The 14,999-nt window shown below is 65.7% G+C and carries 11 protein-coding genes; 3 read left to right on the top strand and 8 right to left on the bottom strand.

Annotated features, from left to right (window positions below):
• Positions 1-70 precede the first annotated feature (70 nt).
• Positions 71-901, bottom strand: coding sequence for an oxidoreductase (locus CAG31_RS25605; RefSeq protein ID WP_085586466.1), 831 nt, complete (start codon positions 899-901; stop codon positions 71-73).
• Between the two features lie 130 nt (positions 902-1,031).
• On the opposite strand from CAG31_RS25605, the gene CAG31_RS25600 reads away from it, so the two are divergent.
• A complete protein-coding gene (locus tag CAG31_RS25600; RefSeq protein WP_085586463.1) occupies positions 1,032-1,928 on the top strand; it encodes a LysR family transcriptional regulator in 897 nt (298 codons plus the stop codon).
• A gap of 5 nt (positions 1,929-1,933) precedes the next feature.
• Here the strand turns inward: CAG31_RS25600 and CAG31_RS25595 are convergent, their stop codons facing one another.
• Complete coding sequence (locus tag CAG31_RS25595; protein ID WP_085586461.1) at positions 1,934-3,103, bottom strand: DUF1624 domain-containing protein; 1,170 nt, start codon at positions 3,101-3,103, stop codon at positions 1,934-1,936.
• A gap of 105 nt (positions 3,104-3,208) precedes the next feature.
• Positions 3,209-6,238 carry an FAD-binding and (Fe-S)-binding domain-containing protein gene (locus tag CAG31_RS25590; RefSeq protein WP_085586459.1) on the bottom strand — a complete coding sequence of 1,010 codons (3,030 nt, stop codon included), beginning with the start codon at positions 6,236-6,238 and terminating at the stop codon, positions 3,209-3,211.
• 155 nt (positions 6,239-6,393) lie between these two features.
• Between CAG31_RS25590 and CAG31_RS25585 the strand changes: the two genes are divergently transcribed.
• Positions 6,394-7,278: a LysR substrate-binding domain-containing protein gene (locus CAG31_RS25585; RefSeq protein ID WP_085586457.1), complete on the top strand. Its 885-nt coding sequence runs from the start codon at positions 6,394-6,396 to the stop codon at positions 7,276-7,278.
• A gap of 217 nt (positions 7,279-7,495) precedes the next feature.
• On the opposite strand, the gene CAG31_RS25580 is transcribed toward CAG31_RS25585, so the two are convergent.
• Together CAG31_RS25580 and CAG31_RS25575 are read right to left on the bottom strand one after the other, a co-directional pair.
• The gene (locus CAG31_RS25580; RefSeq protein WP_085586455.1) at positions 7,496-8,770 is read right to left on the bottom strand and encodes a glucarate dehydratase family protein; all 1,275 of its coding nucleotides are present in this window, start codon (positions 8,768-8,770) and stop codon (positions 7,496-7,498) included.
• A 24-nt stretch (positions 8,771-8,794) separates the two neighbouring features.
• Positions 8,795-10,162, bottom strand: coding sequence for an MFS transporter (locus tag CAG31_RS25575; protein ID WP_085586453.1), 1,368 nt, complete (start codon positions 10,160-10,162; stop codon positions 8,795-8,797).
• Between the two features lie 117 nt (positions 10,163-10,279).
• Here CAG31_RS25575 and CAG31_RS25570 point away from each other — a divergent pair, with 117 nt between their 5' ends.
• Positions 10,280-11,179: a LysR substrate-binding domain-containing protein gene (locus CAG31_RS25570; protein ID WP_085586451.1), complete on the top strand. Its 900-nt coding sequence runs from the start codon at positions 10,280-10,282 to the stop codon at positions 11,177-11,179.
• Between the two features lie 142 nt (positions 11,180-11,321).
• Here the strand turns inward: CAG31_RS25570 and CAG31_RS25565 are convergent, their stop codons facing one another.
• From CAG31_RS25565 to CAG31_RS25555, 3 genes are all read right to left on the bottom strand, one after another.
• Positions 11,322-11,927 carry a DUF6338 family protein gene (locus CAG31_RS25565; RefSeq protein WP_085586448.1) on the bottom strand — a complete coding sequence of 202 codons (606 nt, stop codon included), beginning with the start codon at positions 11,925-11,927 and terminating at the stop codon, positions 11,322-11,324.
• A gap of 141 nt (positions 11,928-12,068) precedes the next feature.
• The gene (locus CAG31_RS25560) at positions 12,069-13,682 is read right to left on the bottom strand and encodes a GMC family oxidoreductase (RefSeq protein WP_085586446.1); all 1,614 of its coding nucleotides are present in this window, start codon (positions 13,680-13,682) and stop codon (positions 12,069-12,071) included.
• A gap of 99 nt (positions 13,683-13,781) precedes the next feature.
• The gene (locus CAG31_RS25555) at positions 13,782-14,999 is read right to left on the bottom strand and encodes a mandelate racemase/muconate lactonizing enzyme family protein (RefSeq protein ID WP_085586444.1); all 1,218 of its coding nucleotides are present in this window, start codon (positions 14,997-14,999) and stop codon (positions 13,782-13,784) included.

Raw genomic sequence — 14,999 nt, 5'->3', positions numbered from 1 at the left:
CTACCGCCATCGCCAGCAGGCTGGCTCCCACAAGGGATCCCTGTATTCCACAGAAACCTGTTGGACCCCTTCAGTCCTTGAAGTCTGTAGACAGCGCCAACGCGTGCCACTCGGCCAGCTCCTGCGCCACCAGGCGGTTCTTCGCCTCGATCCGCGCCACCGTGTCGCTGCCCAGGGCCAGCCGCTGCGGCGGGTTCGGGGCATCGGCCAGCGCCAGCATCGCTTCGGCGAACTTCACCGGATCCCCCGGCTGCGCATGGTTGGCGGCTTCGGCGAAGGTGCGCATCTTGCCCACGGTGTCGTCGTAGTCCGGCAGCACCAGCGCGGTCTTGATCAACGATTGCTCGTCCAGGAAATCGGTGCGGAAGAAGCCCGGTTCGACCACCGTCACATGGATGCCCAACGGCGCCAGTTCCTGATGCAGCGCTTCGCTGATGCCCTCCACCGCGAACTTGGTGGAGCCGTACACGCCCCAGCCCATGTAAGCCTGGTAGCCGCCGATGGACGAGATGTTGATCACCCGCCCGCTGCGCTGGGCACGCATGTGCGGCAGCACCGCGCGGGTCACGTTGAGCAGGCCGAACACATTGGTGGCGAACAGCCGCTCGGTTTCGCTGGCGCTGGTTTCTTCCACCGCCCCCAGCACGCCGAAACCGGCATTGTTGACCAGCACGTCGATGCGGCCGAAACGTTTGATGCTCTCCGCCACCGCTTGATGGGCTTCGTCCTCGCGGGTGACGTCCAGCCGCACCGCCAACAGGTGGGGGTGCTCGCCGAGGCGGTCGGTGATGTCTTGCGGCTTGCGGGCGGTGGCGATCACCGCGTCGCCGGCACGCAGGGCGTGTTCGGCGATCAGGGAGCCGAAACCACGGGAAGCGCCAGTAATGAGCCAGGTACGCATATCAACTCCTCCTGTCAGTGGCCTTGGCGAACGTGCCGGGCCTTCTCGATGAGTTGAGCGAACTGTAAGGCCGTGCTACTGATGTGATAATCCCAGCAAATTCGCATGGCTTTGTGAAAGGCACTCACAAATGAAACAACCGTCCACCGCTGATCTGTCGATGTTCCTGTGCATCGCCCGGCACCTGAACTTCAGCCGCGCAGCGGTGGAACTGGGGCTGACCCCTTCGGCCCTGAGCCATGCGCTGCGCACCCTGGAAAGCCGCCTCGGCGTGCGCCTGTTCAACCGCACCACCCGCAGCGTGGCCCTGACCGAGGCCGGCGAACGTTTGCAGACGCGGCTCCAACCGGCGTTCCGCGACATCGACGATGCGCTGGAGGACCTCAACCGGTTCCGCGACACGCCCTCCGGCACCTTGCGTATCAGCGCCGGGCGCCAGGCCTGCGAACTGGTGCTGTTGCCCATCGTCAGCGATTTCCTGCGGGCCTATCCGGACATTCGCCTTGAAGTCATCGACAGCGACGCCCTGCTGGACATCGTCGCGGGCGGCTTCGATGCCGGCGTGCGCTTCGGCAACCGGCTGGAGGCGGATATGGTCTCAGTGCCCATCGGCCCGTCCCTGCGCTCGGTGGTGGTCGGGTCGCCGGCGTTTTTCGAGCGCCATGCCACACCGCACAAGCCTGAGGACCTGCACGGGCTGCCGTGCATCCGTCACCGCTTCCCCAGCGGCACGCTGTACCGCTGGGAGTTCGAGCGCGGCGGCATCGCCCAGGAAATCGAAGTCAACGGCCCGCTGACCTTGGGCGACGTCAGCCTGATGGTCGGCCCGGCACTGCAGGGCGCGGGGCTGGCCTATGTGTTCGAGGGCATGGTCAGCGAGCATCTGGCCGCCGGACGTCTGGTGCAGGTGCTCGGCGACTGGTGCCCGCACTACCCCGGCCTGCACCTGTACTACCCCAGCCGACGCCATGTGCCGGCGCCGCTGCGGGCCTTCATCGACTTCGCCCGCACGGGCAAGGCCGGCTGAGGCGGCTACAGGTACTTCAGCCAGGCGATGTCCTTGCGCCGGGCCTTCAGCAGCGAAAACCAGCGCACCGCCGGAAACAGCGCCACCGCCAGTGCCACCGCCGCCAGCCAGACCGCCGCCACGGACGAAAAGCCGAAATGGCTGCCCTGGTTGAGCCCGAACAGCGCCACGCCCATCAGGTACAGCAGTTTCAGCGCATACAGGTGCAGCAGATAGAAAAACATCGGCGCCGAACCGAACACCGTCAGCCAGCGGATCCAGCGCCGCTCCCCTGCGCGTTCGAAGCCGCGCAAAAGCAACAGCCCGATGCTCACGGTCAGCGCGATGAACAGCAGCGACGGCGGGTATTTGGTGATGTTGAGAAAGCTCATCAGGGTTTGCGTAGCGCTGTCGCCGAACGCCCAGGGCTTCTCGCCATAGCCGTTGAGCAGGCGCAGCCCGGCGAACCCCAGCAATCCCGCGATGCCGGCCAACAGCAGGCAGGACCTGCGCACAGCCGCATCGGCGTCACGGGCGAACCAGGGCCCCAAGGCGTAACCGAGGCCGATCACGCCGATCCACGGCAACAGCGGATAGGACGTGCGCAGGCGCAGGCTTTCGCCCAGTTCGATCCAGCCGCGGTCGTGCAGGATCGCCCAAGGCACATGCAGCGCGGATTCCTTGGCGAAGTGCACGCCGTCCAGCAGGTTGTGCCCGGCGATGAGCACCAGGCTCAACGTCAGCAGCAACCAACGGGGCAGCCAGACCAACAGCGACAGCGCGATCATGCTCAGGCCGATGGCCCAGATCACTTGCAGGTAAATCACGCTCGGCGGCAGCTGGAACGTCCAGGCGAAGTTCACCAGGGTGAATTCGAGCACCACCAGAAACAGCCCGCGCTTGAACAGAAAGGCGCTGACCGCCGCTTTGCCCGCGTGCCTTTCGCCGAACAGCCAGGCCGACAGCCCGGTCAGCAGCACGAACACCGGCGCGCACAGGTGCGCCAGGGTGCGGCTGAAGAACAGTTCAGGCTCCGTGGCGGCGATGTCCATCGGATCGCTGACCTGACGGTGCAGCAGAAAGGTTTCGCGCACGTGATCCAGCAGCATGAACAGGATGACCAGGCCCCTGAGGGCATCGATGGACAGCAGGCGGCCGGTCACAGGCGGAACGGGTGGGGAAGCGGCAAGAGTCATGGCGGTATCGCAATCGAAAAGAGAATCCGACCGGGGCCGACAGCGGAGGGCCCCGAATTTTCGTTACCTTATAACACTAATTTTTCGATGAACGGCCAGCCGCCCTCAAACGGTGCGCAGACGCTCCAGCAACACCTGCAACGGATGGCGCAGCGCCCGCTCCGACTGACGCTTGACCTGGCTGCGGCACGAATAGCCGGTGGCCAGCGCCTCGCCCCGCTCCGCCGGCGCCTCGACCTGCCGCGCCCAGGACTGCTCGTAGATCACCGCCGACGTTCCGCGGTTGCGCGCCTCGTGGCCGTAGGTGCCGGACATCCCGCAGCAGCCGGTCGCCTGGGTCGCCAGTTTCAGGCCGACGCGCTCGAACACCTGCTCCCATTGCCGGGTCGCCGCCGGAGCGTTGGTCTTCTCGGTGCAGTGCGCCAGCAGGCGGAAGCCCTCCGCCGCCGGCAGACCGCTGCGCTCGGGCATCGCCTTGAGCAGCCACTCCTGCACCAGCGCCACTTCCGGGCAGCGCTCCATCCCCGGCACCTTGAGGTACTCCTGGCGATAGACCAGGGTCATGGCCGGATCCAGCCCCACCAACTGCACGCCGAGATCGGCCAACTCGCGCAATTGCCCGGCGTTGCGCAGCGCCGCGCGGTTGAACGCCGACAGGAAGCCCTGCACATGCAGCGGCTTGCCGTTGGCGCTGAACGGCGCCAGGTAGACCTGATAGCCCAGGCGCGAAATCAGCTCGACCAGGTCCGCCAGCAAGGGCGCCTCGAAGTAACGGGTGAACGCATCCTGCACCAGCACCACGCTGCGTTCGCGCTGCGCCTGGGTCAGCGCCGACAGCAGCGGCACCGTGGCTGGCTGCACGTGCCAGCGACGCATCGCCCCGTGGAAATCGAAGCGGCTGAGCAGCGGCACATCGACCATGCCGCCGACGCGCTCCAGCATCCGCCGGCTGAACGCCGACCCCATCAACCCGTTATAGATCAGCGGCACCCGCGCCAGGAACGGCACGCTGTACTCCAGCGAGGCGATCAGGTAATCGCGCAGCGGCCGCAGGTAACGGGTGTGGTACAGCTCCAGGAAACGCGAACGGAAGTCCGGCACGTTGACCTTGACCGGGCACTGCCCCGCGCAGGACTTGCACGCCAGGCACCCGGCCATGGCGTCGTACACCTCATGGGAGAAGTCCGCCGCCGGGCTTCGGCCGTTGCGCCAGCGCTGCAGCAGGTTGGCGAAGAACGGCGGCCGGCGTGTGCCTTCGGCCAGCACATCGACCCCCGCCTCGCCTTGCAGGCGCAGCCATTCGCGGATCAGCGACGCCCGGCCCTTGGGCGACTGCGAGCGCTGGCGGGTGGCCTTCCACGACGGGCACATAGCGTCGTCCGGATCGAAGTTGTAGCAGGCGCCGTTGCCGTTGCAGTGCATCGCCGCGCCGTAGTCCTGCCAGACCTTTTCCTCGATCTGCCGATCCAGCTCGCCGCGCAGGGTCACTTCGTCGATCTTCAGCAAGGCGGCGCCGGGGATGTCCGGGGTCGCGATCTTGCCGGGGTTGAACTGGTTGAACGGGTCGAACGCCGCCTTCAGGGCTTGCAGCGCCGGGTACAGCTCGCCGAAGAACGCCGGCGCGTATTCCGAACGCAGGCCTTTGCCGTGCTCGCCCCACAGGAGGCCGCCGTAGCGTTGGGTCAGCGCGGCCACGCCGTCGGACACCGGGCGCACCAGCGCCGCCTGCTGCGGATCCTTCATGTCGAGGATCGGCCGCACGTGCAGCACGCCGGCATCGACATGGCCGAACATGCCGTACTGCAGCTTGTGGCTGTCGAGCAGGTCGCGCAGTTCGCCGATGTACTCGGCCAGGTGCTGCGGCGGCACGGCGGTGTCCTCGACGAACGGCTGCGGCCGCGCTTCGCCGGCGACGTTGCCGAGCAGGCCCACCGCCCGCTTGCGCATGCCGTAGACCTTGTTCACCGCCGCCTGGCCCACCGCAAGCGTGTGCCCCAGGCGCTGCACCGTGGCGTCGCTGCCCAGATGCCCGAGGAAGGCTTCGACCCGGCGTTGCAGGTCGTCCGGATCGTCGCCGCAGAACTCCACCAGGTTGATGCCCCGGGTCGGCTGGTCGGCGCTTTCCGGGAAGTATTCGGCCACGCCGTGCCAGACGATGTCCTGCATCGCCAGCATCAGCACTTTGGAGTCCACGGTCTCGATCGACAGCGGCTTGAGCGCCATCAGCGCCCGGGCATCGCGCAGGGCTTCCATGAAGCCGGCGTAGCGGATGTTCACCAGCATCGTGTGCTTGGGGATCGGCAGCACATTGAGCTTGGCTTCCACCACGAACCCCAGCGAGCCCTCGGCGCCGCACAGCACGCTGTTGAGGTTGAAGCGCCCGTCGGCCTCGCGCAGGTGCGCCAGGTCGTAGCCGGTCAGGCAACGGTTCAGGTCGGGGAAGCGTTCGCGGATCAGCTCGCCCTGCTCGTCGATGATCTGCCGGGCGCAGCGGTAGACCTCGCCGACGCGGTCCTGGCGGGCGCACTGCTCGGCCAACTGCGGCTCAGCCAACGGATGGCCGTGCAGGCGCTCGCCGCCGCGCAGCACCATGTGCAGTTCCAGCACATGGTCGCGGGTCTTGCCGTAGGTGCAGCTGCCCTGGCCGCTGGCGTCGGTGTTGATCATCCCGCCGACCGTGGCGCGGTTGGACGTGGACAGTTCCGGGGCGAAAAACAGCCCGGAGGCCTTGAGGGCGGCATTGAGCTGGTCTTTCACCACGCCCGCCTGCACCCGCACCCAACGCTGCTCCACGTTGATCTCAAGGATGCGGTTCATGTGCCGCGACAGGTCGACGACGAGGCCGTCGGTCAGCGACTGGCCGTTGGTGCCGGTGCCGCCGCCCCGGGGCGTCACCACCACCTGGCGATGGACAGGTTCGGCGATCAGGCGCGCCAGCAGCGCGACGTCGTCGGCATCCCGGGGGAACACCGCCGCCTGGGGCAGGCGCTGGTAGATCGAGTTGTCGGTGGCCAGCACTACGCGGCTGGCGTAGTCGGCGCTGATTTCCCCCTTGAAGCCCTGATCCTTCAGGGCCTGAAGGAATCGTTGGTAATCGGCGTTCAAGGCGGCAACAGGCGACAGCTGGGCAATCATGGGTCGGGCGTCTCGGTCGAAAAGGCATTGCGGCGGTAAACACTTGTAGGCAACGAATGATTGCGTCAGGCTCCGCCATCTCATGGTGCCCATGTTCATTGCAGGGGCGGTCTGCGACAAACGTAAATTCGACCCGACTTTAATGACTAAAACGAATGAATCCGCGAACCCTCACTCCTTCGATGTCGTTGCTGCTGGCCTTTGAGGCCGCCGCCCGCCACGAAAGCTATACCCGCGCCGCCCACGAGCTGTCGCTGACCCAGAGCGCAGTCAGCCGTCAGGTGCAGATTCTGGAGAAGATGCTCGGCATGCGCCTGTTCACCCGCGAAGGCCGGCGGGTGATCCTTACCGACGTCGGGCGCATGTACCAGCGCGAACTGGCCGAAGCCCTCGGCCAGATCCGCAGCGCCACCCTGCAGGCCATGGCGTTCGGCTCCGGCATCCATAGCCTGCGGCTGGCGACGCTGCCGACCTTCGGCTCGAAATGGCTGCTGCCGCGCCTCAAGGACTTCTACACCGCCCACCCCGGCATGACCGTGCACCTGCATTCGCGCATCGAAGCCATCGACTTCGACACCAGCGAGATCGACGCGGCGATCTGCGTCGGCGGCGGCGACTGGCCGGGCCTGACGGCCCTTCCCCTGCACACCGAGGAACTGGTGGCCATCGCCAGCGCCCAACTGAGCGAAACCGAACGCCAGGCCGCCGAGCGTCAGATCGCCGACCAGCTGCTGCTCAACGTCAGCAGCAACGCCCAGGCCTGGGCCGAATGGTTCAGCCACCACGCCCTGCCCCACCGCCGCATGCGCATCGGCCCGAGCTTCGAGATGACCTCGCACTTGATCCAGGCCGTGCGCGCCAACATCGGCGTCGGCCTGGTGCCCAGGATCCTGGTGGAAGACGAACTGCAGAACGGTGAGCTGCTGCAACTGGGCGAACCGATCACCAGTCGCCGCAGCTATTACCTGGTGTACCCGGCGCGCAACGAATCGTTGCCGTCGCTGAAGGCGTTCCGGGACTGGCTGGTGCAAACGCTCTGACCCTGGAGCCGCTTTCGCGGGCAAGCCCGCTCCCACCGGATTGTGCGGTGACCACAACCCCTGCCTTCACCCGAGATCCTCTGTGGGAGATCTTCTGTGGGAGCCAGCCTGCTGGCGATAGCGTCAGTCCTGGCACCGCAGGACCGGCGCGAGACAGTTGCTCCCACATTGGATACGCGTCGTGCATATGCCCGCGAAGAGGCCCGGGCCAGCGCCCTCAGAACCTCGGCTTGACCGCTTTCCAGTCCGGCTTGTAGCGCTGCATCTGGCGCACATCGTCACGCTGGCGGATCCCGCAGGTCAGGTACTGGTCATGCAGCTTGCCCAACTGCGCGTAGTCCAGTTCGACGCCCAGCCCCGCCGCGCGGGTGATCTTCACGCAGCCGTCGACGATCGGCAGCTTGCCGCCCTTGATCACCTCTTCGTCCGGCTCTTGCCATGGATAGTGGGTGTCGCAGGCGTAATCCAGGTTCGGCACCGACGCGGCCACATGGGCCATGGCCATGAGGCTGATGCCCAGGTGCGAGTTGGAGTGCATCGACACGCCGAGGCCAAAGGTGTCGCACATCTTCGCCAGGGTCTGGGTGTCACGCAGGCCGCCCCAGTAATGGTGGTCGGCGAGCACGATCTGCACGCTGTTCTGCTCGACGCTGCGGCGGAACTCGTCGAAATCGGTGACCACCATGTTGGTCGCCAACGGCAGGCCGGTGCGCTTGTGCAGCTCGGCCATGCCGCCGAGGCCCGGGGTCGGATCCTCGTAGTACTGCAGATCGTCGCCGAGCAGTTCGGCCATGCGGATGGACGTCTCCAGCGACCAGTTGCCGTTGGGGTCGATGCGCAGCGGCAAACCGGGAAACGCTTGCTTCAGCGCCTTGATGCACGCCACCTCATGCTCCGGCGGCAAGGTGCCGGCCTTGAGTTTGATGCTCTTGAAGCCGTAGGCCTCGATCATCCGCGCCGCCTGGGCGACGATCTGCTGTTCGCTCAGCGCCTCGCCCCAGTTGTCCGGCCTGTAGGGCGAATCCACGTGCTGCGCGTACTTGAAGAACAGGTAAGCGCTGAACGGCACCTCATCGCGCAACGCACCGCCCAACAGATCCACCAACGGCACGTTCAGGTAACGCGCCTGCAGGTCGAGAAACGCCACTTCGAATGCCGAATAGGCGTTGCTCACCGCTTTGCTGGCGTGGGAGCCGGGGGCCAGTTCGGCGCCGGCCACGCTGGCGGGTTTGTTCGCGGCGACGGTGGCCTGCACGATGCGGCGCAGCTGGTTGAGGTTGAACGGGTCAAGGCCGATCAGCTGCGCCTGCAACTGCTGCTGGATCGCCAGCGCCGGGGCGTCGCCGTAGCTTTCGCCCAGGCCGATGTAGCCGTTGTCGCTTTCGATCTCGATGATCGAACGCAGCGCGAAGGGTTCGTGGATGCCGCTGGCGTTGAGCAGCGGCGGATCCCGGAAAGCAATCGGGGTGACGGTCACACGGGTGATTTTCAAGGGAACGCTCCTGCTGGATCGGGATCAGTGGCTGGCAGCCGTTTTCGCCGCCGTCGCGACGGCGGTGTCACGGCCAGGCTTTGCCGGGGTTTGGCCCTTGGCGCCGGGCGCCATGCGGGCGAAGAAGATCACCACCGCCGCCACCAGCGACGTGGCGGCCAGGCCGTACAGGCCGCCCTCGATGGAGCCGGTGGTCTGCTCAAGAAAACCGAAGGCGGTCGGCGCGACGAAGCCGCCCAGGTTGCCGATGGAGTTGATCAGCGCGATCACCGCCGCCGCGATGCGCGCATCCAGGTAACTTTGCGGAATCGGCCAGAACAGCGCCGATGCCGCCTTGAAACCGATGGCGGCAAAACAGATGGCGACGAAGGCGAACACCGGTCCGCCGGTGGTGGAGATGAACATGCCGACCGCCGCGATCACCAGGGTCAACGCCACCCAGGCCTGCTGGAATTTCCATTTGCCGGCCAACGCGGCGAAGCCGTACATCGCCGCGATGGAGATGATCCACGGGATCGAATTGAGCAGGCCGACCTGGAAATCGCCGAGGTTGCCCATCTTCTTGATCATGCTCGGCAGCCAGAACGTCGCGCCGTAGATGGTCAGGGCGATAGAGAAATAGATGAAGCAGAACAGCGCGATCTGCCGGTCCGCCAACAGCTTGAAGACCGACGGCTTGACCGCCTGGGCCGCTTCCCGGGCCCGCTGCTCGTCGGCGATCGCCGCCACCAGCGCTTCGCGCTCTTCTTCGCTCAGCCACCGGGCCTGGCGCGGGTGCGATTGCAGCCAGAACCAGACGAACCCGCAGAGCACCACCGACGCGGCGCCTTCGATCAGGAACATCCACTGCCAGCCGTGCAGGCCCATCCCGCTGATGTGCAGCAGCGCCCCGGACACCGGCCCGGAAATCACCGACGCGATCGCCGAGCCGCTGAGGAACACCGCCATGGTCTTGCCCCGCTCGGACGCCGGCAGCCACTGGGTGAAGTAGTAGATGATCCCCGGAAAGAACCCGGCCTCGGCGGCGCCGAGAATGAAGCGCAGCACGTAGAAACTGATCTCGCCCTGCACGAACGCCATCGCCATGGCGGCGGCGCCCCAGGTGAACATGATCCGCGTCAGCCAGGCGCGGGCGCCGTAGCGCTGCAGGAGCATGTTGGACGGCACTTCGAACAGGGCGTAGCCGATGAAGAACAGCCCGGCGCCCAGTCCGTAGGCGGCCGCGCCGATGCCCAGGTCGGTTTCCAGGTGGCTGCGCACGAAGCCGATGTTGACCCGGTCGATGTAGTTGACGATGAACATCACCACGAACAGCGGCAGCACATGGCGCTTGACCTTGGCGGCGGCCCTGGCGAGGACCGTGATGTCCGGCGGACTCTGGAGGGTATTCAAGGGGCGACTCCCGATCATTGTTTTTTTAGGGAAGCTTGAGGCACAGCCCGATCATGGACGCCGGTATTGATCCCGTCTAATCTAACTTGGCACTTGATTGATACCCGGATTGGATCAATGTTCGAACTGACCCAGCTGCGCTGCTTCACCACCGTCGCCACCGAACTGAATTTCCGCCGCGCCGCCGAGCGGCTGAACATGACCCAGCCGCCGCTGAGCCGGCAGGTCCAGCTGCTGGAGCATCACCTGGGCGTCGAACTGTTCACCCGCAACACCCGCAGCGTGGCGCTCACCGCCGCCGGCCGGGCGTTCTTCATCGAAGCGCAGAACCTGCTGGAGCGCGCCCAGCAGGCGGCCGTCACCGCCCGGCGGTTCGCCGAGGGCGACATCGGTTCGGTCAACATCAGTTTCGTCGGCAGCGCCGTGTATGAGTTTCTGCCCAAGGTCATCGCCGAGGCGCGGCTGAACCAGCCCCAGGTGAAAATCGACCTGACGGAAATGAACACCTACCAGCAGCACGAAGCCTTGCGGGCCCGGCGCATTGACCTGGGCATCGTCCGCGCGCCGCTGCTGGAGCCGGGCTACGCCACCGAATGCCTGGTTCGCGAACCGTTCGTGCTGGCCGTGCCGAGCGGCCATCGCCTGGCGGAGGCGGCTGAGGTGTCAGTCAGCGACCTCGACGGCCAGCCGTTCCTGATGTACTCCCACGCCGCCTACCCGCCGTTCAACGAACTGCTGACCGGCACCCTGCGCTCGGCCCGGGTCGCCCCGGACTACGTGCAATGGCTGGGGTCTTCGCTGACCATCCTGGCGCTGGTCAACGCCGGCATGGGCCTGGCCCTGGTGCCGCGTTGCGCCACCAGCGTGGTGTTCAGGAATGTGGTGTTCCGCGAGATCGACCTGGGTGACGGGGTGCAGAGCGAGCTGCACCTGATCTGGCGGGAGAACAACGACAACCCGGCGTTCGCGATGCTGCTGGAGGGCATTCGCCGGGCGGTGAAGGAAGGTTGGGGGTGAAAAGGTGCAGGCAGGACTGATCAGCGCTTGAGCGGCGGTGGCGCCTTCGGCCCCTTCACCAGCGGTTTCTCCAGCATTTTTCCGTCCGGTCCGTAAAACAGGCGCACGATATGGGGCGGCATGGGTTGTGGTGCTCTGGCGGTCATGATGAACCCTCTGATTTCGGGTTGAACTCAACCCACTTAACTTTCGCGGAATCTATCAGCAAGAACTCGGCGCCAAAAGGTACCTCAGTGCCATCATCGTTCAGCCAACAGGGTGATTGCATCAGGAACTGCCCGCTGCTCGACTCCGGCGGCCACTCGACGGGCCAGCCTAGGACGCGCCTTTCGTCATGCAGATGCAAGGTGATGAGCCGGTCAAACTGCACGAACGCCCTGAACCATTCACTCGGGTAAGAAGATTGTTTCGTCACGTTTCTGCTGCGCAGCCAACGGTGCAATCGGTCATTGGTGGCCAGGCAACAGGCGAACAACCCAAGCACCAGCGACACGGCAAACGCCCAGAACGCCTGCGCCCCGCCGTCCCATTTTCCTACGGAAAAACCCCACGCCCCCATCCACCGGCAGACGGCGCCAATGCCCATCACCACGCCATGGATCACAAACGTGAAGATCAGCGCCTGCACGATCTGCCCGAACGTGTCGGGCCGCCTGAACGCCGTGAGGGTGTAGAACACCCAGGTCGAGACGAACCCGGGGATCAGGTACTGCAACAACGGAATCACTTCCTTCACCAGATCATCCATGATCCGCGGCTCCTCAAAACAGAAAACAGACCTCCCTCAATGACGATGCCGGCCCCCAAAGGAGCCGGCATCCGAAGCCTAGCCCAGGCAGCGAAACCGCCCCGGCCCAAGTGTCACATCTCATTGCGCATGCACCGGGCCTTACGCCTCCTGCAGGATCAGGTCCGCCCCCTTCTCCGCCACCATCAGCACCGCCGCATGGGTGTTGCCGGATGTCACGTTGGGGAATACCGAGGCATCGACGATCCGCAGCCCTTGCAGGCCATGCACCTTGAGCCGCTTGTCGACCACCGAGACCTGCTCGTCCGCCCCCATCGCGCACGAGCCGCACAAGTGGTAGATCGAGCCGCAGTTGTCGCGGAAGTACTGCAGCATCTGCTCGTCGCTCTCCACCGCCGGCCCCGGCAGGACCTCATCGACCGTGATGCCCTTGAGCGCAGGCGCGCCCATGATCTTGCGCATCAGGCGGCTGCCCTGGATCACCTCGTCGATGTCCTTTTGCGTGCTCAGGTAGTTCGGGTCGATCAGCGCAGCGTCACGCGGGTTCTTCGAGGCGATCTCGATGTGCCCGCGGCTGGTGGGCCGGCACGGGTTGAAGCACAGCAGGAAGCCTGAATACGGCTCGGGCTTGAGGCTGGCCTTGTTGTTCTTCGGGATCTGGTACGACAGCGGGTTGAAGTACAGCTGCAGGTTCGGATGCGCCTGCCGCTCGTTGCCGCGGAAGAAGCCGCCGGCCTGGTTCACGCTCATCGCCAGCGCGCCCTTGCGGGTGAACAAATACCGGATGCCGAGCTTGAGCTGGCCGAACAGCGAGCTGAGTTCATCGTTCAGCGTCGGGATGTTGGCCTTGTAGTAGTAGCTCACGCACAGGTGGTCCTGCAGGTTGCGCCCCACCGCCGGCAGGTGCTTGACCACCGGGATCCGGTGCTTGGCCAGCAAGGTGCGGTCGGCCACGCCGGACAGTTGCAGGATCTTCGGCGTATCGACGGCGCCGGCGCACAGGATGACTTCCTTGCGTGCGGTGAACGTGCGCGTCACGCCGTGCTGGGTGATGGCGATGCCGGTGGCGCGCTGCGCGCTGTCGTCGAACAGCACACGGTCGACCAGCGCGTAATGCTCCACGCTCAGGTTCGGCCGGCCCAGCGCCGGATGCAGGTGCGCGAAGCTGCTGGAGCAGCGCTGGCCGTTGCGCGTGTTGACGTCGTAGATGCCCGCGCCTTCGAACGTCGGCCCGTTGAAGTCGTCGCTGCGCGGATAGCCCAGCTCATCGCAGCCCTTGAGGAACACGTCGCAGATCGGGTGGGTCTGGCCCGCCATCGGGGTGATGCTGATCGGGCCGCTGCCGCCGTGGTACTCGCTGTCGCCCAGCGGGTGGTTCTCCAGCTTGCGAAAGTACGGCAGCACGTCCTTGAAGCCCCAGCCGTCGTTGCCGTTGGCGGCCCAGTCGTCGAAGTCATGGGCCTGGCCGCGCACGTAGATCATCGCGTTGATCGAACCCGATCCGCCCTGCACCTTGCCGCGCGGGGCGTAGATCTCACGGTTGCCGAGCTGTTTCTGCGGCTGGCTGTAGTACATCCAGTTGAACGTCGGGTTGTAATACATTTTGGCGAAGCCGACCGGGATCTTGAACCACGGCGAACTGTCCTTGCCGCCCGCCTCCAGCAGCAGCACCGAGTGTTCGCCCGAGGCCGAGAGCCGGTTGGCCAGCACGCAGCCGGCGGCGCCTGCGCCAGCGATGATGTAGTCGTATGTCATGCACGGTTACCGCGTCAGTCGTTGTACGAAAATCGAATGGGCAATGGCGTTCTCTGCGGGGGCCGACAGGTGGGCTCCCACAGGACCGCATCCGCCCTGTCAGCCCTTGGCCGGCGAGGTGTCTTTCACGTCGGCCGGGGTCGGGGCCATCTGCAGGTGCAGGCGCTCTCCGGTGTACGGCGAATGCCGGCGCACCACGTCCATGTCCAGTTCCACCCCCAGGCCCGGCTCGGTGGACGGGATGATGTAGCCGTCCTCCCACTGCAACGGTTTCTTCAGGACTTCGGCGTGGAAGCCGCCCCAGGTCTCGATGCTTTCCTGGATCAGGAAGTTCGGCGTGCACGCCGCCAACTGGAAACTCGCCGCCGCGCCGATCGGGCCGTTGTACAGGTGCGGCGCGATCTGCGCGTAATGCGCTTCGGCCATGCTGGCGATCTTCTTGCCTTCGAGCAGGCCGCCGCAGCGCCCCACGTTCATCTGCAGGATCGACGCCCCGCCGGCCTGCAGCAGCTTGAAGAACTCGTACTTGGTGGTCAGGCGCTCGCCCGTGGCGATCGGGATGCTGGTCTTGGCCGCGACCTGGGCCATGGCCTCTTCCTGGCCCGGCGGCACCGGTTCCTCGAACCACAGCGGGTCGTACTTCTCCAGGCGCTTGGCCAGGCGGATCGCCGAAGACGGCACCATTTGCCCGTGGGTGCCGAACAACAGGTCGCACTGGTTGCCCACCGCCTCACGGATCTTGCGGCAGAAGGTTTCGCAGCGCTCCAGCACCTCCAGCGAGATCTGGTGCCCGGAGTACGCGGTGTACGGGCCGGCCGGGTCGAACTTCACGGCGGTGAAGCCCTTCTGCATGTTCTGCACCGCGCACTCGGCGGCCAGGTCCGGGTCGTCGTAGTCGTATTCGCCGCGGCTGTTGAGCGGGTACAGGTAGGTGTAGGAACGCAGGCGCTCGTGCACCTTGCCGCCCAACAGTTCGTAGACCGGTTTGTTCGCGGCCTTGCCGATGATGTCCCAGCAGGCCATTTCCAGGCCGCTGACCACGCCCATCATGGTCAGGTCGGGCCGCTGGGTGAAACCGCTCGAATAGGCCTGGCGGAAGAAGCGCTCGATGTGGTGCGGATCCTGGTCGAGCAGGTAGCGCTCGAACACGTCCTCGATGATCGGCAGCATGGCCTTGGGGCCGAAGGTGGCGGCGTAGATCTCGCCGACGCCTTCGATGCCGCAGGCGGTCCTGAGCTTGACGAACAGCCAGTACATGCCGCCGATGTGCGGTGGCGGTACGGCGACGATGTGGGTTTCAAGGGCGACGATTTTCAT

Origin of the sequence: Pseudomonas sp. R25(2017), assembly GCF_002112565.1 — a bacterium.
Classification (GTDB): domain Bacteria; phylum Pseudomonadota; class Gammaproteobacteria; order Pseudomonadales; family Pseudomonadaceae; genus Aquipseudomonas; species Aquipseudomonas ekonensis.
The sequence above is the reverse complement of the archived record's forward strand: the minus strand, read 5'-3'. Positions and strand labels throughout refer to the sequence as shown.

Bases quoted from the DNA above. Each gene is read 5' to 3' on its own strand.
- CAG31_RS25560 (WP_085586446.1), bottom strand. From the start codon at position 13,682: ATGACATACGACTACATCATCGCTGGCGCAGGCGCCGCCGGCTGCGTG.
- CAG31_RS25585 (WP_085586457.1), top strand. From the start codon at position 6,394: ATGAATCCGCGAACCCTCACTCCTTCGATGTCGTTGCTGCTGGCCTTT.
- CAG31_RS25600 (WP_085586463.1), top strand. From the start codon at position 1,032: ATGAAACAACCGTCCACCGCTGATCTGTCGATGTTCCTGTGCATCGCC.
- CAG31_RS25595 (WP_085586461.1), bottom strand. From the start codon at position 3,103: ATGACTCTTGCCGCTTCCCCACCCGTTCCGCCTGTGACCGGCCGCCTG.
- CAG31_RS25570 (WP_085586451.1), top strand. From the start codon at position 10,280: ATGTTCGAACTGACCCAGCTGCGCTGCTTCACCACCGTCGCCACCGAA.
- CAG31_RS25605 (WP_085586466.1), bottom strand. From the start codon at position 901: ATGCGTACCTGGCTCATTACTGGCGCTTCCCGTGGTTTCGGCTCCCTG.
- CAG31_RS25565 (WP_085586448.1), bottom strand. From the start codon at position 11,927: ATGGATGATCTGGTGAAGGAAGTGATTCCGTTGTTGCAGTACCTGATC.
- CAG31_RS25555 (WP_085586444.1), bottom strand. From the start codon at position 14,999: ATGAAAATCGTCGCCCTTGAAACCCACATCGTCGCCGTACCGCCACCG.
- CAG31_RS25590 (WP_085586459.1), bottom strand. From the start codon at position 6,238: ATGATTGCCCAGCTGTCGCCTGTTGCCGCCTTGAACGCCGATTACCAA.